Source organism: Flavimobilis soli (assembly GCF_002564025.1).
Lineage (GTDB): Bacteria > Actinomycetota > Actinomycetes > Actinomycetales > Cellulomonadaceae > Flavimobilis > Flavimobilis soli.
The window spans coordinates 2,247,559-2,271,367 of sequence record NZ_PDJH01000001.1; the positions used below are offsets into that span (position 1 = coordinate 2,247,559).

General features: G+C 72.2%; 21 protein-coding genes. 16 read left to right on the forward strand and 5 right to left on the reverse strand.

Annotated features, from left to right (window positions below):
* Positions 1-125: 125 nt before the first annotated feature.
* The 14 genes from ftsH (at position 126) to lysS (ending at position 17,520) form a co-directional block, all read left to right on the forward strand.
* The gene (gene ftsH, locus ATL41_RS10185) at positions 126-2,153 is read left to right on the forward strand and encodes an ATP-dependent zinc metalloprotease FtsH (RefSeq protein WP_098458372.1); all 2,028 of its coding nucleotides are present in this window, start codon (positions 126-128) and stop codon (positions 2,151-2,153) included.
* A gap of 11 nt (positions 2,154-2,164) precedes the next feature.
* On the forward strand, positions 2,165-2,776 hold the full coding sequence (folE, locus tag ATL41_RS10190) for a GTP cyclohydrolase I FolE (RefSeq protein ID WP_098458373.1): 612 nt from the start codon (positions 2,165-2,167) through the stop codon (positions 2,774-2,776).
* 44 nt (positions 2,777-2,820) lie between these two features.
* Positions 2,821-3,702 (forward strand): dihydropteroate synthase, encoded by an 882-nt coding sequence (gene folP / locus ATL41_RS10195; RefSeq protein WP_425432669.1) that lies wholly within the window; start codon positions 2,821-2,823, stop codon positions 3,700-3,702.
* Between the two features lie 17 nt (positions 3,703-3,719).
* On the forward strand, positions 3,720-6,599 hold the full coding sequence (gene folK, locus ATL41_RS10205; RefSeq protein WP_245854755.1) for a 2-amino-4-hydroxy-6-hydroxymethyldihydropteridine diphosphokinase: 2,880 nt from the start codon (positions 3,720-3,722) through the stop codon (positions 6,597-6,599).
* Positions 6,596-7,096, forward strand: coding sequence for a DUF3180 domain-containing protein (locus ATL41_RS10210; RefSeq protein ID WP_245854756.1), 501 nt, complete (start codon positions 6,596-6,598; stop codon positions 7,094-7,096). The genes folK and ATL41_RS10210 overlap by 4 nt, the downstream gene beginning before the upstream one ends.
* Before the next feature lie 180 nt (positions 7,097-7,276).
* A complete protein-coding gene (locus ATL41_RS10215; RefSeq protein WP_098458376.1) occupies positions 7,277-7,801 on the forward strand; it encodes a PH domain-containing protein in 525 nt (174 codons plus the stop codon).
* A gap of 2 nt (positions 7,802-7,803) precedes the next feature.
* On the forward strand, positions 7,804-9,321 hold the full coding sequence (locus tag ATL41_RS10220) for a PH domain-containing protein (protein ID WP_245854758.1): 1,518 nt from the start codon (positions 7,804-7,806) through the stop codon (positions 9,319-9,321).
* Complete coding sequence (locus ATL41_RS10225) at positions 9,318-10,286, forward strand: Rossmann-like and DUF2520 domain-containing protein (protein ID WP_098458377.1); 969 nt, start codon at positions 9,318-9,320, stop codon at positions 10,284-10,286. Before ATL41_RS10220 ends, ATL41_RS10225 begins: the two co-directional genes overlap by 4 nt.
* Positions 10,283-11,197, forward strand: coding sequence for a pantoate--beta-alanine ligase (gene panC, locus ATL41_RS10230; protein ID WP_098458378.1), 915 nt, complete (start codon positions 10,283-10,285; stop codon positions 11,195-11,197). The genes ATL41_RS10225 and panC overlap by 4 nt, the downstream gene beginning before the upstream one ends.
* Positions 11,198-11,223: 26 nt before the next feature.
* Entirely contained in the window at positions 11,224-11,700 is a 477-nt protein-coding gene (gene panD, locus ATL41_RS10235) for an aspartate 1-decarboxylase (protein ID WP_098458379.1), read from the forward strand.
* A complete protein-coding gene (locus ATL41_RS10240; protein WP_098458380.1) occupies positions 11,697-13,442 on the forward strand; it encodes an L-aspartate oxidase in 1,746 nt (581 codons plus the stop codon). Before panD ends, ATL41_RS10240 begins: the two co-directional genes overlap by 4 nt.
* Before the next feature lie 60 nt (positions 13,443-13,502).
* A complete protein-coding gene (locus ATL41_RS10245; protein ID WP_098458381.1) occupies positions 13,503-14,564 on the forward strand; it encodes a M15 family metallopeptidase in 1,062 nt (353 codons plus the stop codon).
* A 43-nt stretch (positions 14,565-14,607) separates the two neighbouring features.
* Positions 14,608-15,558 (forward strand): carboxylating nicotinate-nucleotide diphosphorylase, encoded by a 951-nt coding sequence (gene nadC / locus ATL41_RS10250; RefSeq protein WP_098458382.1) that lies wholly within the window; start codon positions 14,608-14,610, stop codon positions 15,556-15,558.
* Positions 15,559-15,954: 396 nt separating this feature from the next.
* The gene (gene lysS, locus ATL41_RS10255; protein WP_098458383.1) at positions 15,955-17,520 is read left to right on the forward strand and encodes a lysine--tRNA ligase; all 1,566 of its coding nucleotides are present in this window, start codon (positions 15,955-15,957) and stop codon (positions 17,518-17,520) included.
* A gap of 151 nt (positions 17,521-17,671) precedes the next feature.
* Here lysS and ATL41_RS10260 read toward each other — a convergent pair whose 3' ends face one another.
* On the reverse strand, positions 17,672-18,181 hold the full coding sequence (locus ATL41_RS10260; protein WP_098458384.1) for a GNAT family N-acetyltransferase: 510 nt from the start codon (positions 18,179-18,181) through the stop codon (positions 17,672-17,674).
* Positions 18,182-18,201: 20 nt separating this feature from the next.
* Here ATL41_RS10260 and ATL41_RS10265 point away from each other — a divergent pair, with 20 nt between their 5' ends.
* Together ATL41_RS10265 and ATL41_RS10270 are read left to right on the forward strand one after the other, a co-directional pair.
* Positions 18,202-18,618, forward strand: coding sequence for a methyltransferase domain-containing protein (locus ATL41_RS10265; RefSeq protein ID WP_245854760.1), 417 nt, complete (start codon positions 18,202-18,204; stop codon positions 18,616-18,618).
* Positions 18,619-18,808: 190 nt separating this feature from the next.
* Positions 18,809-19,012 carry a hypothetical protein gene (locus ATL41_RS10270; protein ID WP_098458385.1) on the forward strand — a complete coding sequence of 68 codons (204 nt, stop codon included), beginning with the start codon at positions 18,809-18,811 and terminating at the stop codon, positions 19,010-19,012.
* Between the two features lie 10 nt (positions 19,013-19,022).
* Here ATL41_RS10270 and ATL41_RS10275 read toward each other — a convergent pair whose 3' ends face one another.
* The 4 genes from ATL41_RS10275 to chvE form a co-directional block, all read right to left on the reverse strand.
* Positions 19,023-19,442: an arsenate reductase ArsC gene (locus ATL41_RS10275; protein ID WP_098458386.1), complete on the reverse strand. Its 420-nt coding sequence runs from the start codon at positions 19,440-19,442 to the stop codon at positions 19,023-19,025.
* A 112-nt stretch (positions 19,443-19,554) separates the two neighbouring features.
* A complete protein-coding gene (gene mmsB, locus ATL41_RS10280; RefSeq protein ID WP_281253872.1) occupies positions 19,555-20,727 on the reverse strand; it encodes a multiple monosaccharide ABC transporter permease in 1,173 nt (390 codons plus the stop codon).
* Positions 20,724-22,274, reverse strand: coding sequence for a multiple monosaccharide ABC transporter ATP-binding protein (mmsA, locus tag ATL41_RS10285; protein WP_098458387.1), 1,551 nt, complete (start codon positions 22,272-22,274; stop codon positions 20,724-20,726). The genes mmsB and mmsA overlap by 4 nt, the downstream gene beginning before the upstream one ends.
* A gap of 116 nt (positions 22,275-22,390) precedes the next feature.
* Entirely contained in the window at positions 22,391-23,542 is a 1,152-nt protein-coding gene (gene chvE / locus ATL41_RS10290; protein WP_425432670.1) for a multiple monosaccharide ABC transporter substrate-binding protein, read from the reverse strand.
* Between the last annotated feature and the right edge of the window lie 267 nt (positions 23,543-23,809).

Sequence of the window (23,809 nt, forward strand, 5' to 3'; positions counted from 1 at the left end):
CTGCAGCATGATCCCTCCGCAAGGCTTCCCCACGCCCTCGGCGAACAACCAGGCCTCGCCCAGTTTCGGCGTGTAGCGTTCCAGGGAGCACCGCGAGCGGAAGGACCGGGGACGACCCCGAGCAGATGACCATGAAGAAGATCGCCAGCGCGCCGTACCTGTGGATCGCCCTTGCCGCCCTCCTGGTGTGGGTCGGCTTCTCGCTGTTCACAGGCACCAAGGTCGAGCGCATCGACACGTCGCAGGGTCTGCAGCTCCTCAAGGGCAAGACGGTCGAGCAGGCTCTCGTGGTCGACGGCGACCAGCGCGTCCAGCTCACGCTCACCGAGCCGTTCAAGGTCGGCGACAAGGACTTCGGCAAGACGGTCGAGTTCCTCTACGTCGAGCCGCAGGGCGAGGACGTCGTCGACGCGATCGTCGCGGCGAACCCGCCCAAGGGCTACAACTCCGACATCGCGACGGTCAGCTTCATCGCCTCGATGTTCTCGGTGCTCGTGCCGTTCCTCATCATCGGCGTGCTGTTCTTCTTCCTCATGTCCCGCATGCAGGGCGGCGGCTCTCGCGTCATGGGCTTCGGCAAGTCCAAGGCGAAGCTCGTCGGCAAGGAGAGCCCGCAGGTCACGTTCGCCGACGTCGCAGGGGCCGACGAGGCGGTCGAGGAGCTGCACGAGATCAAGGAGTTCCTCGCGGAGCCCGCGAAGTTCCAGGCGGTCGGCGCGAAGATCCCCAAGGGCGTCCTGCTCTACGGGCCGCCCGGCACCGGCAAGACGCTCCTCGCCCGCGCTGTCGCCGGCGAGGCGGGCGTGCCGTTCTACACGATCTCCGGCTCGGACTTCGTCGAGATGTTCGTCGGCGTCGGCGCGAGCCGCGTGCGTGACCTGTTCCACCAGGCCAAGGAGAACGCTCCGGCGATCATCTTCGTCGACGAGATCGACGCCGTCGGCCGCCACCGCGGCGCTGGCATGGGCGGCGGTCACGACGAGCGCGAGCAGACGCTCAACCAGCTTCTCGTCGAGATGGACGGGTTCGACCCCAAGGCCAACGTCATCATGATCGCGGCGACCAACCGCCCCGACATCCTCGACCCGGCCCTGCTGCGCCCGGGCCGCTTCGACCGGCAGATCGCGGTCGAGGCGCCCGACCTCAAGGGCCGCGAGGCGATCCTCAAGGTGCACGCCAAGGGCAAGCCGATCGTCGAGGGCATCGACCTCGCGACCGTCGCCCGCCGCACCCCCGGCTTCACGGGCGCCGACCTCGCCAACGTCCTCAACGAGGCCGCGCTCCTGACCGCGCGCTCGGGCGCCCAGCTCATCGACGACCGCGCCCTCGACGAGGCGATCGACCGCGTCATCGCGGGCCCCCAGAAGCGCACGCGCGTCATGAACGTCAAGGAGCAGAAGATCACCGCGTACCACGAGGGTGGTCACGCGCTCGTGGCGGCGGCGATGCGCTACACGGACCCCGTCACCAAGGTGACGATCCTCCCGCGCGGCCGGGCTCTCGGCTACACGATGGTCATGCCGACGCAGGACAAGTACTCGACGACCCGCAACGAGCTGCTCGACCAGATCGCGTACGCGATGGGCGGCCGCGTCGCCGAGGAGCTCGTGTTCCACGACCCGACGACCGGCGCGTCGAACGACATCGAGAAGGCGACCGCGATCGCCCGCAAGATGGTCACCGAGTACGGCATGAGCGAGCGCGTCGGCGCGATCCGCCTCGGCACCGGTTCCGGTGAGCCGTTCCTCGGCCGCGACATGGGCCACCAGCGCGACTACTCGGAGGCCGTGGCCGGCACGGTCGACCACGAGGTCCGCAAGCTCATCGAGGCCGCCCACGACGAAGCCTGGGAGGTGCTCGTCCAGTACCGCGACGTGCTCGACCACCTCGTCCTCGAGCTGCTCGAGAAGGAGACGCTCAACCAGGCGGAGCTCGCCGAGATCTTTGCCCCGGTCGAGAAGCGACCCGCCCGCGAGGTGTGGCTGTCGAGCGAGCAGCGCTCGGTCTCCGACCGCCCCCCGGTGCTGACCCCCGCCGAGAAGGAGACTCGCGGCGACGAGCCGATCGTCCCCCAGGACGAGGGCGCCGCACGCGACGAGCACCCGGTCGACCCGCAGGGCCCCGTGCCCGACGGCGGTACCGTCCAGCGCTGAGAGAGGTCACCATGAGCGAGCACCTCATGCCCGAGGCGGGCGCCGCCGTCGCGGCAGGACACGTCGACCTCGCGCGTGCCGAGGCGGCCGTGCGCGAGCTCCTCCTCGCCGTGGGCGAGGACCCGGACCGCGAGGGCCTCCTCGAGACCCCCGCCCGGGTCGCGCGCGCGTACGCGGAGACGTTCGCGGGACTGCACCAGGACCCGGCCGACGTGCTGTCGACGACGTTCGACATCGGCCACGACGAGATGGTCCTCGTCAAGGACATCGAGCTGTACTCGACGTGCGAGCACCACCTCGTACCGTTCCACGGCGTCGCGCACGTCGGCTACATCCCGAACGTCGACGGCCGCGTGACCGGCCTGAGCAAGCTCGCCCGCCTCGTCGACGTGTTCGCGCGCCGCCCGCAGGTCCAGGAGCGCCTCACGTCGCAGGTCGCGGACGCGCTCGTCGAGCACCTGCAGCCCCGAGGCGTCATCGTCGTGATCGAGTGCGAGCACCTGTGCATGTCGATGCGCGGCGTCCGCAAGCCCGGCTCGCGGACCGTCACGTCCGCAGTGCGCGGGCAGATGCGCAACGGCACGACCCGCGCCGAGGCCATGAGCCTCATCCTCGGTCACTGACCACGCCGGGGAGCGCGGGGAAGCACCGCGACTAGCATGGCAGGGTGCCTCCCGCTGACGCCCCGCGCCACCCGTCACCGCTCCCGGGGAGCCTGACCACGCTCGACCGGACGCTCGTCATGGGCGTCGTCAACGTCACCCCGGACTCCTTCTCCGACGGCGGCGAGTGGTTCGAGCCGACCGCCGCCGTCGCGCACGGCGTGCTGCTCATGGCGCAGGGCGCCGACATCCTCGACGTGGGCGGCGAGTCCACCCGCCCGGGCGCCGATCGCGTCCCCGAGGACGAAGAGCTGCGGCGCGTCCTGCCCGTCGTGCGGGAGCTCGTCTCGCGCGGCGCCGTCGTGTCCGTCGACACGACGCGCGCGTCGGTCGCCGAGGCGACCGTCGCTGCCGGCGCCCAGATCATCAACGACGTCTCGGGCGGGCTCGCAGACCCCGACATGTACGACGTCGTCGCCCGGACGGGCGCGGTGTACGTCGCGATGCACTGGCGTGGGCACGCCGACGTCATGGACGACCTCGCCGACTACGACGACGTCGTGACCGATGTGCGGCGCGAGCTCCTCGAGCGCCTCGCCGCCCTCGAGGCGGCGGGCGTGCGGCGCGAGCAGGTCGTGCTCGACCCGGGCCTCGGCTTCGCGAAGCCGGGCGAGGCGAACTGGCCGCTCCTCGGCCGCCTCGGCGAGCTCCTCGACGTCGGTCTTCCCGTCCTCGTCGGGGCGTCAAGAAAGCGATTCCTCGGTAGGCTGCTCGCTGGACCGGACGGGCAGCCGGTACCTCCGCTCGCTCGCGACGGTGCGACCGCGGCCGTCTCGGCTCTCGCGGCTGCCTCCGGGGCGTGGTGCGTGCGGGTTCATGACGTTCCTGGCACCGTCGACGCGGTGCGGGTCGCCCAGCGATGGGTGTCCGCGGCGCGTACCGACTGACGACTCTGGAGGACCACGTGTCCCTGCCAACTCCCGGCTCCGTCGCCGACCAGCACGGTCGGCCGCTCGATCAGGTGCGCCTGACCGGTATCCGAGCGAAGGGCTACCACGGCGTGCTCGACCACGAGCGTGCCGAGGGCCAGGTGTTCGTCGCGGACGTCGTCGTGCACCTCGACACCCGCCGCGCGGCGGCGGGCGACGACCTGTCTCTCACGCTCAGCTACGCGACGCTCGCGGAGCAGGTCGTCGAGGTCATCGAGGGACCGGCCGTCCAGCTCGTCGAGACGCTCGCCGAGCAGATCGCGTCGGTCGTCATGGACCACGCGATCGTCGGCGCGGTCGACGTGTTCGTGCACAAGCCGCACGCGCCCGTGCCTGTGCCGTTCGACGACGTCGTCGTCGCGGTGCACCGCGACCGGACGAAGCTGCCCGCCGCGCGGTTCGACCCGCAGGCCGAGCCGGCCGCGTCAGTCGCGTCGCTGCCGTCGCTGCGCGAGGAGCGCGCCCAGGAGCCCGTCGCCGAGCAGCTCGTGGCCGAGCAGCCCGTCGCCGTCGAGCCCGTCGTCGAGGCCGCCCCGGCCACGGTCGAGCTTCCTGCGGTCGACCGTGACGAGGAGGCGTACGCGGCGGACGCCGAGGCGCCCACGCGCGAGAGTGCCCTGACCGAGGACGCGCTGGGCGGCGGTCTCGGATCGCTCGGTGCCGGTGCGCTCGGCGCTGCTGCTTCCCTGGGCGGCGCGGCGCTGCCGGGTGGTGGCGCGTTCGGTGGCGGTGCTGCTCTTCCGGGCGTGAGCCGCTCGGGCGGCATGACGTTCCCGCCGAGCACCGACGACCTGGGTGCCCCGGTCCTGCCGACCGACGCGAGCCACGCCGCCGCTCCGGCGGCGGAGGAGCCCGTCGTCGGGCGCCGCTTCGACGTCGACCCTGCCGACGCGACGATCGAGATGCCGATCACCCAGCTCGACGACGAGCCGGATGTCGTCGAGGGGCCTGCTCCCGAGCAGGCTGCTGCCGAGGCGCCCGTCGCTGAGGCAGCGCCCGAGGCCTTCGCGTACGCGCCCGTGGCCGACGAGCCGACGTTCCGCGACGAGCCCGCGCCCGCCGAGGCACCTGCTGACGCGTTCTCGCCCGTCGACGCCTCGGCCCTCGCCGAGAAGCCTGCGTCCGCGGACGACGCCGGGCTGGCCGACGCTGCTGCATCGGCCGACGGCTTTGCGCCTGTTCCGGCCTTCGCGCCGTCGGACGATCTCGTCCCCGCGCAGAACCTCGTCCCGGGCGAGCGCGCTGCGCCCGTCGAGGACGTCGCGCCCGTCCAGGACGTCGCGCCCGTCCAGGACGCCGCGCCCGTCCAGGACGTCGCGCCCGCCGAGGACGTCGCGCCCGCCGAGCCGGCCGAGCGCATCGTGACCCTGGCGGACATCCCGCGCCGCACTTCGGCGTTCGCCACCCTCCGGGAGCTCGACTCGTCGCCGACCGTCGCGCCGAGCGCTCCGGCCGTCGAGAGCACGCTCGTCGTCGACGACGCCCCCGTCGCGGAGTCGGCGGAGCCGGTCACCGAGATCGGCACACCGGCCGAGGGCGTGCCGCACGCTCACGCCGACGAGCAGGCCGAGCCCGCTGACGCCGCCCCTGAGCACGCCGCGGTCGACGAGGAGCCCGAGCTCATCCCCTTCCCGGAGGACGAGCCGGTCGCGCTCCTCGGTGCGCTCGAGTCCTGGAGCGTGCCCGGCGTCCAGCCCGCCGACGCGTCTGCCCCTGTCGCGGAACCCGAGGCTGACCCGGAGCCCTCCGCGCCCGCACCGGTCGAGACCCCCGGGCACCCGTTCGCGCCCGTGACGTCGCTCGATGAAGCGGCTCCGGCCGCTGAGCCCGCCCCGGCGGCAGAGATCCCCGGACACCCGTTCGCGCCGGTCACCGCACCTGAGCCCGACACGGCCCCCGACGCGCTCGCGGCTCCGGTTGAGGAGGCACCCGTCGCGGCGGTCCCCGCGCACCCGTTCGCGCCGGTCAACCCGCCCGAGGAGGCGGCCGCCGTCGAGGAGCCCCCGCTGTCGGAGCTCCCGCCGACCGACCACCCGTTCACGCCCGTGACCGCACCCGAGCTGGCCGACGCCGTGACCGACGTGCCGCTCGTCGCCGAGTCCACGGCGCACCCGTTCGCGCCGGTCACCGCCCCCGCGCCGCAGCACGTCCCCGACCTCGAGCCCGAGGACGAGCTCGTCGCGGTGCAGCCTGCACCCTCCGCAGCCCCGTCCGAGGCGCCGCACGAGCGTGACCGCATGGACGAGGTCCCGGCCGAGCCCGTGCGCGCCATCCTCGCGCTCGGCGCCAACCTCGGCGACGCCCGCGAGACGCTGCGCCAGGCGGTCCGCGAGCTCGAGTCGTCCGGTGTCATCGACATCGAGGCGGTCGCGCCGCTCGCTCGGACCGCCGCTGTCGGTGGCCCCGAGCAGCCCGACTACCTCAACACGGTGATCATGGTCCGCACGCTCCTCGCGCCTCGCGAGCTGCTGCACCTGTGCCAGCACATCGAGCAGGTGCACGGCCGGGTCCGCACCGAGCACTGGGGACCGCGCACGCTCGACATCGACATCATCACGTACGGCCAGGTCACCGGCGTGACCGACGACCTCGAGCTCCCGCACCCGCGCGCGCACGAGCGCGCGTTCGTCCTGCAGCCGTGGGACCAGATCGAGCCCGGCGCCGTGCTGCCCGGTCTCGGCGGCGGCCCCGTCGACGCGCTCGCCGCGACCGCCCCGGACCGCCAGGGTGTGCGCTGGCTCGCGCTCGACTGGCTCGACGAGCAGCCCGGTGAGGGTGAGATCGAGGACGTGCCGCCGACCCCGGCGCAGCCCACCGCCCCGACGCCGTTCTCCGAGGATGGCCCCGCGCAGTGACTCGCGGTGTGCGCCTGCGGTGGCTCGTCGTCGTGGCGCTCGTGGTCACGGCGCTCGGCTGGTTGGTCCTCGACCAGGCGCGAGGCCGCGGCAGCATGCCGTCGCCCGTGCGCTGGCCGGTGCACCTGGGCCTCGCGCTGCTGAGCGTCGCGGTCGTCGTCGCCGGCCTGCAGGTGCGCGCGTACCTGCGGGGGCGCAAGCCCTCCCTCGGCGGTCTGCGCGCGGCGCGGACGCTCGTCCTCGCGCAGGCGGCCGCGCTCTCCGGCGCGGGGTTGACGGGCTGGTACGCGGCCCAGGCGCTCCTCGTCGTCGGTGACCTCGGCTACGAGCCGATGCGCGACCGCGCGATCGGGGCAGGCGCCGCGGCGCTGCTGTCCGTGGCTCTCACGGTTGCCGGGTGCGTCGTCGAACGCTGGTGCCGCATCGCGTCGCCGCACGACGACGACCTCGACGGCCCCGCCAGCACGGGCCCCGAGCCGGACGGTCAGCCCGCCTGAGCGGACGCGTCCGACGAAAGGGCGGCGCGCCGCCCGGTTGCTCGTGGCACCTGTCGCAAGGCGAGACGGTGGGGCGGTGGCTCGGGCTGCCAGCTGCGCGGTGGGCGGCGTCGCGCTCGCCCGGGCTGCTGCGCAGGGCCGACGACTGGACCTCGGGCACGACGGTGGGAGGATGGGCGCATGACCACGGAGCAGACTCCCACGAGCGAGCACGTCACGATCTCGACCAGCCCGTTCGACCCTGACGGCATCGCCTGGCAGCGGGTCTCCCTGCGCCTCGTCACCGCCCGCCAGATCATCGCCGCGATCTTCCTCGGCCTGCCGACGATCGCCGCCGCGGTCGTCGCGGTGCTCGTGACGCCGTGGGTGTGGATCGGCGCCGGTGCCGTCGGCCTCGTGTGGCTCTGGGTCGCCATCATCATCTGGCGGCAGGTCCGCGCGATCGGCTACGTCGAGCGCGAGGACGACCTCCTGCTGCGCAAGGGCGTCATGTTCCGCTCGCTCGTCGTCGTGCCGTACGGCCGCATGCAGTACGTCGACGTGACCGCGGGCCCGCTCGCGCGCGCCCTCGGCATCGCGTCCGTCCAGCTGCACACCGCCGCGCCGGGCACCGACGCCACGATCGACGGGCTCGAGCCCGCCGAGGCGGCTCGCCTGCGCGACCGGCTCGCGTCGCGCGGCGAGGCCCAGCTGGCGGGGCTGTGAGCGTGGCGGGACCCGAGACGCCGCCCGCGACCGACCTGCAGGAGAACGAGGCCGGGCTGTCCTGGCGGCGCATGCACCCGGTCACGCCGGTCGTGCGTGGCTGGGCCGTGATCGTCGCCCTGGTGTTCGTCGTCGCCAACAACATCGGCGACAACTTCGGCGAGGCCGGCGAGGCGGTCCAGGACCTCGGCTTCGGCATCGTCGCGCTCGTCGTCGCGGCCATCCTGCTCGTCGTCTTCGCGTACTGCGCGATCGCGTGGCGGATGATGCGCTACGCCGTCGGCCCCGACGCCGTGCACCTGCACAAGGGCGTCCTGTTCCGGCAGCAGCGCCAGGCGCGGCTCGACCGCATCCAGGCGATCGACGTCGTCCAGCCGGTGCTCGCGCGCATCTTCCAGCTCGGCGAGCTGCGCATCGAGGTCGCCGGTGGTGCGGACTCGACCGTCGCGATCGGCTTCCTCAAGATGTCCGACGCGAACGAGCTGCGCGCCGAGCTGCTCGCCCGCGCCGCGGGCGTCGAGCTCGTCGAGGGCGAGGCCGCCCCCGTCGCACCGGAGGAGAGCGTCCTCGACGTGCCGTTCGGCATGCTCATCGGCTCGATCCTGCGCACGTGGGCGCTCCCGATGTTCGTGCTCGTGCTGATCGGCATCGGCGTCGTCGTCGTCATCAGCGGGCAGTGGAGCGCGCTGTTCTCGTTCATCCCCGCGATCTTCGGTTTCGGCAGCTACCTCGCCGGGCGGTTCTTCGGCGAGGCGAACTTCACGGCCGCCGTCTCCCCGGACGGCATCCGGTTGCGCTCGGGCCTGCTCGAGACGCGTGCCCAGACCATCCCGCCCGGCCGCGTCCAGGCCCTGCGGCTGCGCCAGCCGCTGCTGTGGCGGCGCAAGGACTGGTGGCGCGTCGACGTGACGATCGCCGGGTACTTCGGGGGCGCGGAGGCGGCCAAGACGACGTCGAACCTGCTGCTGCCGGTCGGTGACCGCCGCGCGGCGCTCGACGCGATGTGGCTCGTGCTGCCGGACCTCGGCGTCCAGGACCCGCTCGGCCTCCTGGAGGAAGCGTTCACGGGCTCGGGCGCGAGCGAGCGCTTCGTGACGAGCCCGCGCGCGGCGCGGTGGCTCGACCCGTGGAGCTGGCGCCGCAACGGTTACGCCGTCACGGGCCGCGGCCTGGTCATCCGCACGGGTCGGTTCACGCGCTCGGTCGTGCTCGTGCCGCACGAGCGCACCCAGTCGCTCGCCCTCCAGCAGGGGCCGCTGCAGCGTCGTCTCGGCCTCACGAGCTTCGCCCTGCATGTCTCGGCCGGCCCGGTCGTCCCGGCCGTCCCGCACCTCGCGGACGCCGACGCCGCACGCCTGCTCCTCGAGCAGGACGACCGCGCCCGCACCGCCCGCCTGGGCACAGGACCGGAGCAGTGGATGCGCCAGATCGCGGTGCCCGCGCTCGACGCGGCGTCGCCCGCAGCGCCCGACGCTGCGCCGCCCGCAGCGCCTGACTCGGACGGGGGCGCACCGCAGTGACGCAGTCCCAGCGGCCCGGCCGGCTCGGGGTCGGGATCGTCGGGGCGGGCCGCGTGGGCGCCGTGCTCGGCTCCGCGCTCCGCTCGGTCGGGCACACGGTCGTCGGCGCGTCCGGCGTCTCCGAGGCGTCCCGCGACCGGATCGAGGCGCTCCTGCCCGGAGTGCCCGTGCTCGAGGTCCCCGAGGTCGTGCGGCGCAGCCAGCTCGTCCTGCTCACGGTGCCCGACGACGCGCTCGCCGACCTCGTGTCCGGCCTCGCAGCGCTCGGCGCCTGGCAGGCAGGGCAGATCGTCGTGCACACGTCGGGCCGCTACGGCACCGACGTCCTCGCGCCTGCCGCAGCGGGCGGAGCGATCGCTCTTGCGCTCCACCCCGCGATGGCCTTCACGGGCACGTCGCTCGACCTCGCGCGCCTCGAGGGCGCGGCGTTCGCGGTGACCTCCGCGCCGATGGTCGCGCCGATCGGGCAGGCGCTCGTCGTCGAGCTCGGCGGCGAGCCCGTCGTCCTCGACGAGAGCCGGCGCGGGCTGTACCACGCGGCCCTCGCGCACGCGTCCAACCACCTCGTCGTCCTGCTCGCGCAGGCCGCGCAGGCGCTCGGCGTCGCGGGCGTCGAGGACCCGGGGCGCATGCTCGCACCGCTCGTCCACGCGAGCCTCGAGAGCGCGCTGCGTGCGGCCGACGTCGGCGACGCGGCGCAGCCCCCGAGCGCGGGCGACCCGGGCGCGATCGCCGCCCTCACCGGACCCGTGTCGCGCGGCGACGTCGGCACGGTCCGCGAGCACCTCGAGGTCCTCGCCGACCTCGCAGCGGACGAGGACGCCCTCGACGTCGTCGAGAGCTACCGCGCCCTGAGCCGGGCCGCGACGCAGCGCGCCCTCGGCGTCGGGCGCATCGACCCGGACCAGGCGCGAGCGCTGCTCGACGCCCTGAACGAACCAGCACCACCGGAGGACCGCTCATGACCACCATCGCCCGCACGCGCGCCGAGCTCGACGAGGCGCTGTGGGCGCCCGAGGAGCTCGCCGGCCTCGACCTCGACGACGTCGGCGACGAGACCGCGCCGCGCCGCGCCGTCGTCATGACGATGGGCGCCCTGCACGACGGGCACCTGTCGCTCGTCCGCGCGGCGCGCGAGGCCGTCGGGCCCGACGGCCAGGTCGTCGTGACGATCTTCGTCAACCCGTTGCAGTTCGGGCCGGGCGAGGACTTCGACGCGTACCCGCGCGACCTCGACAAGGACGTGCGCATGCTCGAGTCGGCCGGCGCGAAGGGCCGGGTCGACGTCGTCTTCGCGCCGAGCGACGAGGAGATGTACCCGTCCGGGCCGATCGTCCGCGTGACTGCCGGCTCGATCGGCGAGGTGCTCGAGGGCGCGATCCGTCCCGGCCACTTCGACGGCGTGCTGACGGTCGTCCTCAAGCTGCTCAACCTCACGGCGCCCGACGTCGCGGTGTTCGGCGAGAAGGACGCGCAGCAGCTCCTCGCGGTCCGACGCATGGTCCTCGACCTCGACCTGCCGGTCGAGATCCTCGGCGTCCCGATCGTGCGGCAGGAGGACGGGCTCGCCCTGTCGTCGCGCAACGCGTACCTGTCCGACGACGAGCGGTCGCAGGCCCTCGCCCTGTCCGCGGCGCTGCGCGCGGGTTCCGCGGTTGCCGCGCAGGGCGCGGACGCGGTCCGCGCCGCGGCCCAGGCGGTGCTCGACGACGCCGGGATCTCCGCCGACTACCTCGCGCTCGTCGACGCGACTACCGTGGAGGAGGTGCCCTCGGACTTCTCCGGCCCGGCGCGTCTCCTCGTGGCTGCTCGCGTGGGTACCACCCGACTGATCGACAACACGGCCGTCGACCTGCGCGGGCCTGCACAGGCCTGACTCGCCGCGTCCGTGGAAGGACACTGATGAACACCACCCCTCCGGCCTCGCTGATGCGCCCGATGATGATCGCGAAGATCCACCGGGCGACCGTCACGCAGGCGGACCTCCACTACGTCGGCTCGATCACGGTCGACGCCGACCTGCTCCGGGCGGCCGACCTGATCGCGGGCCAGCAGGTCGACGTCGTCGACGTCACGAACGGCTCCCGCCTGACGACGTACGTCATCCCGGGCGAGCCCGGCTCTGGCCAGATCTGCATCAACGGCGCCGCCGCGCACCTCGTCCACCCGGGCGACGTCGTCATCCTCATCGCCTACGGGTCGATGAACGACGCCGACGCGCGCACCTTCATGCCGCACGTCGTCTTCGTCGACGCGGACAACCGCATCGTCGAGGTCAACGAGGAGCCGGGCCAGGTGCCCGACGGCTACGGCCTCGAGGCGTCCGGCCTGCCGATCGCGGGCTTCCAGCACCCGGTCGCCCCGGCGGACCTGTCGTGACCGGGCCGGTGCTCGCGCGCCGGCTCGAAGCGCCCCAGCCGGGCTGGACGGCGCACGCTGACGTGGTGGTCGTGGGGTCGGGCATCGCGGGGCTGACGGCGGCGCTCGAGCTGCGTTCGCGGCTCGGCGAGTCCGGGCGTGTGCTGCTCGTGACGAAGGGGGAGCTGTCGTCGGGCTCGACCGTGTGGGCGCAGGGCGGCATCGCGGCTGCTCTGGACCCGACGGACTCTCCCCAGGCGCACCTCGAGGACACCCTCGTCGCGGGCGTCGGGGTGTGCGACCGCACCGCGGTCGAGGTCCTCGTGACCGAGGGCCCGGACCGGGTGCGCGAGCTCGTCGCGCTCGGCGCGCGTTTCGACCGCGCCCCGGGAGGCGACATCGCGCTGACCCGTGAGGGCGGGCACCACGCGGACCGCATCGCGCACGCGGGCGGCGACGCGACGGGTGCCGAGATCTCGCGGGCGCTGCTCGCGCAGCTCGACGCGGTCGTGTCGGACCCGGGCATCGACGTGATCGAGCACGCGCTCGTCCTCGACCTGCTCCAGGGTGAGCCGACGCGCGACGCGGACGGCAACGAGGTCCCCGGCGCGGTCGCCGGGGTGACCTTGCACGTCATCGGTGAGGGGCAGCGCGACGGCGTCGGCGCCGTCCTCGCGCCTGCGGTCGTCCTCGCGACCGGTGGCATCGGCCAGGTCTACCGCTCCTCGACGAACCCGGTGCAGGCCACGGGCGACGGCGACGCGCTCGCCCTGCGCGCGGGCGCCGTCCTGGGCGACGTCGAGTTCGTGCAGTTCCACCCGACCGTGCTGTGGCTCGGCTCGGGCATGCGCGGCCAGCTCCCGCTCATCTCGGAGGCCGTGCGCGGCGAGGGCGCGTGGCTCGTCGACATCGACGGCGTGCGCTTCATGCCGGACGTGCACCCGATGGCGGAGCTCGCCCCGCGCGACGTCGTCGCGCACGCGATCGTCGAGCGCCTCAAGGTGACCGACGCGAACCACGTGTTCCTCGATGCCCGTCACCTCGGCGCGGACTTCCTGCGGGAGCGGTTCCCGACGATCACGGACCGCCTCGCGGAGCACGGCATCGACTGGACGACGGACCTCGTGCCCGTCGCGCCGGCACAGCACTACCACTCGGGCGGCGTCGTCACGGACCTGCACGGGCGCACGAACGTGCCCGGTCTGTACGCGGTCGGCGAGGTCGCGTGCACGGGCGTGCACGGCGCGAACCGCCTCGCGTCCAACTCCCTCCTCGAGGGCCTCGTCTTCGCGCACCGCGCGGCCGCCGACGTCGTGGACGGGCTCCGTTCGGGGCGCCTCGCCCCGCTCGAGCCGGTCGAGTACGAGGGCCCGGTCGCGCTCGTGCCTGCGGCGATGCGCTCTCGCATCCAGCGGGCGGCGGCGTTCGGGCCGGGTGTCGTGCGCTCTCGCGACGGTCTCGTGGAGTCCCTCGACCGTCTCGGGGCCGTGCCGATCGACGGCGGTCCGCGTCCGGCGGGCGTCGTCGACGCGCACCCGCAGGTCGCCGAGTGGGAGACGACGAACCTCCACCAGCTCGCGACCGTGCTCGCGGTGACGGCGCTCGAGCGGACGGAGTCGCGCGGCGGCCACTTCCGCACGGACTTCCCCGAGCAGGACGACGCGTGGCGCGTCCGTGTCGAGGTGCGACTCGACACGGAGGGACGTGTCGTCGTCGAGCACCGGGACGTCGTGAGGGCTGACGCCGTCGGCCAGGGTGTGTGACCTGCGCCTCCGAGGAGGCTTGTCGTCGCGCCCGTGCCACATTCCGGACATACTGATGAGATGGCACGCAGCCGGAGCGGCCCGACGCCGGCGCCCAGCACGGGTGCCAGCAGACCGGACGCGGTGCGGCGCCCCGGAGGCGGCGCACCGCGGCGCTCGGACGTGCGCCTGCGCGTGCTCCGCCTCCTGATCGCCCTCCTCGTCGTGGGGGCGAGCGCCGCAGTGTCGTATCTCGTCGCCGAGCAGCTCGGCCTCGTCGTGACGGTCGAGCGGCGCGGTGAGCCCGTGGCACCTGCCCCGCAGGGGAGCGGGAGCCTCGACGCGGCGTCCGGCAGCCTGGCAGCGGCGGGGGAGCCCGGCGCCGGCGGGCGCGGCACGGGCAGCGGCGGCGCGGGCAGCGAGGACGCCGACACGGACGACGAAGCCGGGGCGCAGGCTCTGTTCGCAGGGGCGACCGGAGCGACAGCCGAGCCCCCGCCCGGAACCCCCGACGGCGCCAAGGCCGGGGCGAAGACCCTCGCCGCCTGGCTCGCCGCCGCGACCGCGGACGTGAGCTCCCCCGACAGCCTCACGGTGGTCGTCAACAAGCAGCGCCCACTGGCCCCGGAGGACTTCGAGCCGTCGGACCTCGTCCCGGTCTCAGGCAGCCAGGTGCGGCTGCGCGCCGAGGCGGCCGAGGCCCTCGCGGACCTGAGGGAGGCGGCCGCCAAGGCGGACGTGCCGATCGGGGTCCACAGCGCCTACCGCTCGTACGACGAGCAGGCGCGGACGTTCCAGGGGTGGGTCGACCAGCTCGGCGAGGAGCGCGCGACGGCGCGGTCGGCCCGTCCCGGCCACTCCGAGCACCAGACGGGCCTCGCGGTCGACGTCGTCGCAGCGACGGGTGCGTGCGGCACGATGGGCTGCTTCGGCAAGACGCCGCAGGCGCGCTGGCTCGCGGAGCACGCGCACGAGCACGGTTGGGTCGTGCGGTACCAGAAGGGCGCCGAGGAGGTCACGGGGTACGACGCCGAGCCGTGGCACCTGAGGTACGTCGGCGTCGAGATGGCGCGTCTCGCGTACGAGTCGGGCGCGACGTCGCTCGAGACGATGTTCGGGCTCCCGGCAGCGCCGGACTACTGAGCGGTGCCCGCGGAGGCGGCCTGCGCCCCGGTAGCGTGGGCCCGTGACCCAGACTCCCGCGCACCAGCCTGCCTCTGCATCGCCGTCGGCCGTCGTCGAGCGCCCGCTCGACCTTGCCTGGATCGCACGCACCGTCGCGATCGCGCTCGACGAGGACCTCGGCCCGGCGCCGGGCCGCGACGTGACGACGCTGGCGACGATCGGCCCCGACGTCGTGCGTGAGGCGCACCTCGTGGCGCGCGAGGACGGCACGGTCGCCGGCCTCGTCGTCGTGCCGGAGGTTCTGGCGCAGGTGTGCGCGCGCTTCGGTCTCGCTCCCGTCGAGGTGAGCCTCGACGTGCCCGACGGTGCCCGGGTGCGCCGCGGCGACGTCCTCGCGCGGCTGCGCGGCCCGGTGCAGGCGCTGCTCGTGGGGGAGCGGACGATGCTCAACCTCGCGTCGCGCGCGTCGGGCGTCGCGACGGCGACGCGCGCGTGGGCCGACGTCCTCGACGCAGCTCCGCGCCCGGACGGCACGTGTGCGACCGTCCTCGACACCCGCAAGACGACGCCGGGTCTGCGCGAGCTCGACAAGTACGCGGTGCGCTGCGGCGGCGGGACGAACAAGCGCATGGGCTTGTTCGACGTCGCGATGATCAAGGACAACCACGTGGTCGCGGCGGGCTCCGTGTCGGCCGCGATCGAGCGCGTGCGCGCTGCGTTCCCCGACGTGCTCGTCCAGGTCGAGGCGGACCTGCTCGAGCAGGCCGTCGAGGCCGTCGAGGCGGGAGCGGACTTCCTCCTCCTCGACAACATGCCCGACGACGTCCTCGCAGCGACCGTCCGCGCGGTGCGGGCGCTCGAGCCGGCGCACGGGCGCGTCGAGCTCGAGGCGACGGGCAACCTCACGCTCGACCGCGCCGCCGCGGTCGCCGCGACGGGGGTCGACTACATGTCGGTCGGCGCCCTCACCCACTCCGCGCCGATCCTCGACCTCGCACTCGACCTCCAGTAGCAGGCCTCCCACCGCGAGCCCGTCATTCCAGGCGGCCGCGACCCCGTCGCTCCGCCCGACCGCGACTCCGCCACCACGCCCGGCCGCGACTCCGTCGCTCCGCCCGGCCGCGGCTCCGTCGGTCTCCCGGCGGCAACTCCGCCACCACGCCCGGCCCGTGAGTCCGTCAGCTCCGGCGTCACTACGTCGCTTGCAGTTGACGGACTCGTGCTGGAACCGACGGACTCATCTCCCTGGGTCGGGCCGGGTCGGGCCGGGTCGGGCTGGGCCGGGTCGGGCCGGGCCGGTGGCGGGTGGGACGGGCGGTGCCGGGCGGCCCGGCTGGACCCGGGCTCGCCGGCCCGGTGCCGGGAGCCCGGCGTCGCTCATGCTGCAGCGCTCGGTAGGATTGGGGGCGTGACTCCCGCTGACTCCGCGCAGACCGCTGCGCCCACGCCCCAGGACCCCGCGGCCGCCCCGGCGGACGACACCCCCGAGCAGATCCGGGTGCGCAAGGAGAAGCGTGAGCGTCTCCTCGCGAGCGGCCAGGAGGCCTACCCGGTCGGCGTCCCCGTGACGCACTCGATCGCGTCGGTGCGCGAGAAGTACGGCGACCTCGAGGCGGGCGTCGAGACGGACGACGTCGTCGGCGTCGCGGGCCGCGTGGTGTTCCTGCGGAACACCGGCAAGCTCTGCTTCGTCACGCTGCAGGACGGCGCCGGCGTGCGCATCCAGGCGATGCTCTCCCTCGCCGCGGTCGGCGAGGAGCGCCTCGCGGCGTTCAAGTCCGACGTCGACCTGGGCGACCACCTCTTCGTGCACGGCCGCGTCGGTGCCTCGCGCCGCGGCGAGCTCTCGGTATTCGCGGACTCGTGGACGCTCGCGGCGAAGTCGCTGCGCCCGCTGCCCAACATGTACGAGCGTGAGGACGGCACGACCGCCGAGCTCTCCGAGGAGGCGCGCGTCCGCCAGCGCTACGTCGACCTCATCGCCCGCCCCGCCGCGCGCGACACGGTGCGGCTGCGTGCCGGCGTCGTGCGCTCGCTGCGCGAGAACTTCCACCGGCGCGACTTCCTCGAGATCGAGACGCCGATGCTGCAGACGATCCACGGTGGCGCCGCGGCTCGTCCGTTCGCGACACACATGAACGCGTTCGACATGGAGCTGTTCCTGCGTATCGCGCCCGAGCTGTTCCTCAAGCGCGCGGTCGTCGGCGGCGTCGAGAAGGTCTTCGAGATCAACCGCAACTTCCGCAACGAGGGCGCGGACTCGACGCACTCGCCCGAGTTCACGATGCTCGAGGCGTACGAGGCCTACGGCGACTACGACACGATGGCGGCGCTCACGAAGGACCTCGTGCAGACGGCCGCGATGGACGTCCTCGGCACGACCCTCGTCACGCTGCCTGACGGCGAGCAGTACGAGCTCGGCGGCGACTGGGCCGAGATCACGATGTACGAGTCGCTCTCCGAGAAGCTCGGCACCGAGATCACGCACGACACGCCAGACGCGGAGCTGCTCGCGCTCGTCGAGAAGTTCGACCTGAAGATCGACCCGAAGCGTCAGAACCACGGCAAGCTCGTCGAGGAGCTGTGGGAGTTCCACGTCGGCGACCACCTGTACGCGCCGACGTTCGTCCGCGACTTCCCGGTCGAGACGAGCCCGCTCACGCGCGACCACCGGTCCAAGAAGGGCCTCGTGGAGAAGTGGGACCTGTACGTCCGCGGCTTCGAGCTTGCGACCGCGTACTCGGAGCTCGTCGACCCGGTCATCCAGCGCCAGCGCTTCGAGGCGCAGGCGCTGCTCGCTGCGGCGGGCGACGACGAGGCGATGGTCCTCGACGAGGACTTCCTCGCCGCGATGGAGTTCGCGATGCCGCCGAGCGGCGGCATGGGCATGGGCCTCGACCGGCTGCTCATGGCGCTCACGGGCCTCGGCATCCGCGAGACGATCATGTTCCCGCTGGTGAAGCCGCTCGCCTGAGCCTTCCTGGAGCCGACGCCGCGGCGCACCCTCGCACGAGGGTGCGCCGCGGTCGTCTGTGCGGGTCGGGGGGCCGGGCGCCGCTGCGGCCGCGCCCGCAGCAGGGAGGGCGCCGTGCCGCCGCCGACGAGGGCTCGCGGCGGAGGCGCGGCTAGAGCCGCTTCTCGAGCAGCACGACGTCGAGCCACTGCCCGGCCAGCGGGCCGTGCGTCATCCGTCCGAAGCGTTCGCGCGTCCCGACGACGCGGAAGCCCATACGTTCGTGGAGCGCGAGGCTCGCGGTGTTCTGCGGGAAGATGCCGCACTGGATCGTCCACACGCCGCCGTCGCGCGCCGACCCGATCAGGCGCTCGGTGAGCGCGCGCCCGACGCCACGTCCCTGCGCGTGCGGGGCGACGTAGAGCGAGCTCTCGACGACGCCCGCGTAGACGCAGCGCCCCGAGACGGGGGAGACGGCGACCCACCCGACGACGTCGTCACCGTCGAGGGCGACGAAGCGGTGGTCGGCGAGGTGGGTCGCGTCGAACTGGTCCCACGTGGGCGCGCTCGACTCGAAGGTCGCGGTGCCGCTCGCGATGCCTGCGGCGTAGATCGCGAGGACGGCGTTCGCGTGCTCGGCGCGCATCGGGGCGAGGGCGATGCTCGTGTCGACCGCGGTCATGCGGCGACCTTGGTGAGCAGGTGCTCGCTCAGGTGCGCGCCGAGCTCGCGGACCGTGCTCGGCACGAGCGTGTAGTAGACCCAGACGCCGCGCTTCTCGCGGGTGACGAAGCCGGCGTCGGAGTCGACGAACGATTCGGGGCTGCGCTCTACCGGTCCGAGGACGCTGCCGACGTCCCAGCCGAGGCGCTCGCGGCATCGCTCGGCTGCGGCAACCCGCTGCTGGTCGCAGAGCTCCGGGAGGGCGAGCGTGCGCTCGACCTCGGTTCGGGGGGTGGCGTCGACGTCCTGCTCTCCGCGCGCCGCGTCGGCGAGACCGGCTTCGCCTACGGCGTCGACATGACCGACGAGATGCTCGAGCTGGCCCGGGCCAACGCTACGAAGGCGGGCGCGGCGAACGGCTCGGCATCTCCGACGTCGTCGCGGAGGACCACCTGAGCCCGGACCAGCGCGCCGAGCGCGGCTCGTACGTCGGGTGCATCGCCGGCGCTCTCTCCCGAGGTGAGTACCTCGAGGGTCTCGTCGCCGCAGGGTTCGTCGACGCCGCGGTCGAGCTCACGCACGAGGTCGCTGACGGCATGCACGGCGCAGTCGTCCGCGCCCGCAAGCCCGCTGTCGAGGAGGAGCGATGAACGGCGACCTCCACCTGATGGCGTACGTCCAGGGCGAGAGCCAGCTTGCCCGCGACGCCGAGCGCCTGCGCGCGGTGCGCGACTTCCCCGGTCGTTCCGAGCGCCAGCGACCGGGACGGGCTCGTGACGTCGTCGAGCGCCTGCGGGTGCCGGTGCCCCGGCGCGCGCCGAGCGTCGCGCCGCCCTGCTGCCCCGCCTGACGCCGGACTCTCAGTCCGTGACCGGATCGACGCCGAGCTCTGCCAGGAGCGAGAGGACCCGGGCGCGGATCTCGTCACGGATCACCCGCACCGGCTCGAGGCCTTGGCCCGCAGGGTCGGCCAGGGCCCAGTCCTCGTAGCGCTTGCCGGGGAAGACCGGGCACGCGTCGCCACAGCCCATCGTGACGACGACGTCGGAGGCCCGCACGGCCTCCGTGGTCAGCACCTTGGGCTGCTCGTCGCGGATGTCGATGCCGATCTCGAGCATCGCCTCGACGGCGACGGGGTTGATCTGGGACGCGGGCATCGAGCCGGCGGAGCGGACCTCGACCGCCCCGCCCGACAGGTGCCGGAGGAGACCTGCGGCCATCTGGGAGCGACCTGCGTTGTGGACGCAGACGAACAGGGCGGACGGCGTGGACGTGGTCATCAGGGCTCCGGACGCGAGGGGCAGCGGTGGGTCACAGCCTCGCACGGAAAGCCGAAGGCCTCCAGCACCGTGAGGTGCTGGAGGCCTTCGCCCTGTGGAGGAGGGACGACGGTCAGTGGCCGCCCGACTTGCGCTTGTTGAGGATGTCGAAGGCGACGGCCGCGAGGAGCACGAGGCCCTTGATCGACTGCTGCCAGGCAGCGTCGACGCCCATGATCGACAGACCCATGTTCAGGACACCCATGATGAGTGCACCGATGATGGCGCCGGAGACCTTGCCGATACCGCCGGTGACGGCGGTTCCACCGATGAAGGCCGCAGCGATCGCGTCGAGCTCGAAGTTCACACCGGCCGAGGCGACGGAGGCACCGGCGCGGGCGGTGGTCACGACACCGGCGATACCGGCGAGGAGACCCATGTTCACGAAGATCATGAAGTTGACGCGCTTGGTGTTGACGCCCGAGAGGACGGCGGCGTGCAGGTTGCCACCGATCGCGTAGATGTGGCGGCCGAAGACCGTCTTGTTCATGACGAACGTGTAGACGAGGACGAGGACACCGACGATCACGAGGACGATCGGGGTACCGCCGGCCGAGTTGGCGAGCAGGTACGTGATGTACGCGATGAGGGCGCTGATGATGACCGTCTTGATGACGAAGCCCACGAGGCTCTCGGTGCTCAGGCCCTCACGGTGGAGGGTCGCACGCTGGCGCAGGCCTGCGACGACGAGGCCGACGATGGCGAGCGCACCGATGACGACGGTGACGACGTCGAGGTTGCCGGCGAAGCCGAGGAAGTTGGGCAGCGAGCCCTTCGAGATCTGGTTGAACCCGTCGGGGAAGCCCGAGATCGTGGTGCCCGCGATGACGATCGCGAGACCGCGGAAGATCAGCATGCCCGCGAGGGTCACGATGAATGCCGGGATCCCGACGTAGGCCACCCAGAAGCCCTGCCAGCAGCCGACCAGGGCGCCGATCGCGACCGCGATGACCACGACGAGAGGCCAGGGGAGACCTTCGGTGATCATCAGGTAGCCGATGAGACCGCCGACGAACGCCACGACCGAACCGACCGAGAGGTCGATGTGGCCGGCCACGATGACCATGACCATGCCGATCGTCAGGATGAACACGTAAGCGTTCTGCTGGACGAGGCTCGCGATGTTGTTCGGGATCAGCATCTTGCCGTCCGTCAGCACCTGGAACACGACGACGATGACGACGAGGGCCGCCATCATCCCGTACTCGCGGAGGTTCCGGGTGAGGTTCTGCGTCAGCGCGTTCACGCGTCCGCCCCTTCCTTTTCCTTGGTCATGTAGCGCATGAGGTTTTCCTGGGTCGCTTCCTCGCGGGGCAGCTCACCGGTGATCCGGCCCTGGCTCATCGCGTAGATGCGGTCACAGGTTCCGAGCAGCTCGGGCAGCTCGGAGGAGATGACGATGATGGCCTTGCCGGCTTCGGCGAGGGCATTCATGATCTGGTAGATCTCGTACTTGGCGCCGACGTCGATACCGCGCGTCGGCTCATCGAGGATGAGGACGTCCGGGTCCGTGAAGATCCACTTCGCGAGGACGACCTTCTGCTGGTTGCCGCCGGAGAGCTTTCCGGTCAGGGCGTCCACGCTCGGCGTCTTGATGTTGAGGTCCTTGCGGAACTGCTCCGCGTGGCGGACCTCCCCGCGGCCGTCGACGACGCCGCCACGGGAGATCTTGCCGAGAGCAGAGGCGGCGATGTTCCGCTTGATGTCCTCGATCAGGTTCAGGCCGTAGCGCTTGCGGTCCTCGGAGACGTACGCGATGCCGTGGTCGATCGCCTGGCGCACCGTGCGCGGGCGGATCTCCTCGCCGTCCTTGTACATGCGGCCGGAGAAGTTGCTGCCGTAGGAGCGGCCGAACATGCTCATCGCGAGCTCGGTGCGGCCGGCGCCCATGAGGCCGGCGATGCCGACGATCTCGCCTGCGCGCACGCTCAGCGCGGCGTTGTCGACGACGATGCGGTCGTGGACGATCGGGTGGTGGACCGTCCAGTCCTCGATGCGCAGCACCTCGGCGCCGGGGTTCGAGACGCGGTCCGGGAAGCGGTTGTCGAGCGACCGGCCGACCATCCCGCGGATGATGCGGTCCTCGGAGACGGGCTCGGCGCCGTGCATGTCGAGCGTCTCGATCGTCTGACCGTCGCGGATGATCGTCGTGGAGTCGGCGATTGCGGCGATCTCGTTGAGCTTGTGGGAGATGATGATCGACGTGATGCCCTGGCCCTTGAGGGAGCGCATCAGGTCGAGCAGGTGAGCGCTGTCCTCGTCGTTGAGCGCCGCGGTGGGCTCGTCGAGGATGAGCAGCTTCACGCGCTTGGAGAGGGCCTTGGCGATCTCGACGAGCTGCTGCTTGCCGACGCCGATGTCCTTGATCTTGGTGTCGGGGCTCTCGCTGAGCCCGACGCGGGCGAGGAGCTGAGCCGCCTCAGCGTTCGTGCGGGTCCAGTCGATCACCCCGCCGCGGGCGCGCTCGTTGCCGAGGAAGATGTTCTCGGCGATCGAGAGGTGCGGGCTGAGCGCGAGCTCCTGGTGGATGATCACGATGCCGCGCTCCTCGGAGTCGCGGATCGTGCGGAACTCGCAGGGCTCGGCCTCGAAGTAGATGTCACCCGTGTAGGAGCCGTGGGGGTAGACGCCGGAGAGCACCTTCATCAGCGTCGACTTGCCTGCGCCGTTCTCGCCGCAGATCGCGTGCACCTCCCCGCGCTTCACCGTGAGGGTGACGTCCTGGAGCGCCTTGACGCCTGGGAAGGTCTTCGTGATACCGCGCATCTCGAGAATGTTGCTGTGCGTGGACATGTCCTCGTCCTCGTGCTGGAGATTTCGGTGTGCCGGGGCGGGGCGGGATGCCCCGCCCCGGCGGGTGGCGTCAGGTTGCCCCGACGTCATGGTCCGTGGTGGACCGCAGGATCAGGTCAGAGACCGATGTCCGAGGCCTTGTAGAAGCCCGAGTCGACGAGGTCCTTCTGGACCGTGTCCTTCGTGACGACCTGCGGCGGGAGCAGGAAGGACGGGACGACCTTCTTGCCGTTGTCGTACGTGGTGGTGTCGTTCACCTCGACGGTCTCGCCCTTGAGGATCTGGTCGACCATCTTGGCGACCTGCGTGCCGAGCGTGCGGGTGTCCTTCCAGACCGTCATCGACTGCTTGTCAGCGAGCATGTTGATGACGTTGGCCTTGTCGGCGTCCTGGCCCGTGATGATCGGCCAGTCACCGCCCGGCTTGTAGCCGTTGGACTCGAGCGACTGCTCGATACCGAGGGCGAGCGAGTCGTTCGGGGACAGGACGACGTCGACCTTCTTGTCGCCGTAGAACGAGTTGATGCGGTTGTCCATCTCAGCCTGAGCCTTCGCGGACTCCCAGCCCTGGATACCGATCTTGGTCCACTCGTCGTTCGACTTCGGGTCCTTGCCGGACGGGACGACGAGCTTGCCGTCCTGCACGTAGGGGAGCAGGACGTCCCACGCGCCGGAGAAGAAGAACTTCGCGTTGTTGTCGTCGGGCGAACCGGCGAAGGGCTCGAGGTTGAACTTCTCGGTCGTCGTCGCGAGCTCGAGCTGCTCCTCGATGAACTTCCCCTGGAGCTGGCCGACCTGGTAGTTGTCGAACGTCGCGTAGTAGTCGACAGCGTCCGTGCCGTTGATGAGACGGTCGTACGCGATGACCTTGATGCCCGCGGCGGCGGCGGTCTCGAGGACGTTGCTGAGAGCGGTGCCGTCGATCGAGGCGACGACGAGGACCTTGGCGCCCTGGTTGATCATGGTCTCGAGCTGCTGGATCTGCTGCTCGACCTTGTTGTCGGCGTACTGCAGCGAGACCTCGTAGCCGGCCTCCTTGAGGAGGGACTCGACGTGCGCGCCGTCGTTGTTCCAGCGCTCGAGCGAACGGGTCGGCATCGCGACACCGATGAGTGCGCCGTCGCCTGCGGGGGCTCCGGAGGATGCGCCCGGGGCGGGCGTGGTGGCGGCGGGGGTCTCGCGCTCGGAGCTGCACGCAGCCATCCCGAGGATGAGCGACGCCGAGCCGGCGATCGCGAGCAGCTTGCGGGTGGTAGACATCGTTGGCATTTCCCTTCGTCTGATCTTGCTGTTCCGGTCGGAACGAAGAACCGGGTGCGGCCGGGTCCGGCGTCGACCTCGACGCCTCGTGATCAGCCCCACCATCGGGTCTGACCGGATCCGGCGGACACCATCGTGCAGCCTTCACTTCTTGAACGCAACGCTGCGCCGATTTGTTCTGCGACTGAACATATCTCAGCCGCAGCATCCTGCGGAATCCTGGGAGGTAACGATCCGCTAACGGTGCAGCGCTGTCCGGTTTGTCGTGTGGCAGAT

What these genes read in the sequence shown, in the direction of transcription:
- ftsH (WP_098458372.1), top strand. Translation starts at nt 126, where the DNA reads ATGACCATGAAGAAGATCGCCAGCGCGCCGTACCTGTGGATCGCCCTT.
- folE (WP_098458373.1), top strand. Translation starts at nt 2,165, where the DNA reads ATGAGCGAGCACCTCATGCCCGAGGCGGGCGCCGCCGTCGCGGCAGGA.
- ATL41_RS10215 (WP_098458376.1), top strand. Translation starts at nt 7,277, where the DNA reads ATGACCACGGAGCAGACTCCCACGAGCGAGCACGTCACGATCTCGACC.
- panC (WP_098458378.1), top strand. Translation starts at nt 10,283, where the DNA reads ATGACCACCATCGCCCGCACGCGCGCCGAGCTCGACGAGGCGCTGTGG.
- panD (WP_098458379.1), top strand. Translation starts at nt 11,224, where the DNA reads ATGAACACCACCCCTCCGGCCTCGCTGATGCGCCCGATGATGATCGCG.
- ATL41_RS10245 (WP_098458381.1), top strand. Translation starts at nt 13,503, where the DNA reads ATGGCACGCAGCCGGAGCGGCCCGACGCCGGCGCCCAGCACGGGTGCC.
- ATL41_RS10260 (WP_098458384.1), bottom strand. Translation starts at nt 18,181, where the DNA reads ATGACCGCGGTCGACACGAGCATCGCCCTCGCCCCGATGCGCGCCGAG.
- ATL41_RS10270 (WP_098458385.1), top strand. Translation starts at nt 18,809, where the DNA reads ATGAACGGCGACCTCCACCTGATGGCGTACGTCCAGGGCGAGAGCCAG.
- ATL41_RS10275 (WP_098458386.1), bottom strand. Translation starts at nt 19,442, where the DNA reads ATGACCACGTCCACGCCGTCCGCCCTGTTCGTCTGCGTCCACAACGCA.
- mmsA (WP_098458387.1), bottom strand. Translation starts at nt 22,274, where the DNA reads ATGTCCACGCACAGCAACATTCTCGAGATGCGCGGTATCACGAAGACC.
- chvE (WP_425432670.1), bottom strand. Translation starts at nt 23,542, where the DNA reads ATGCCAACGATGTCTACCACCCGCAAGCTGCTCGCGATCGCCGGCTCG.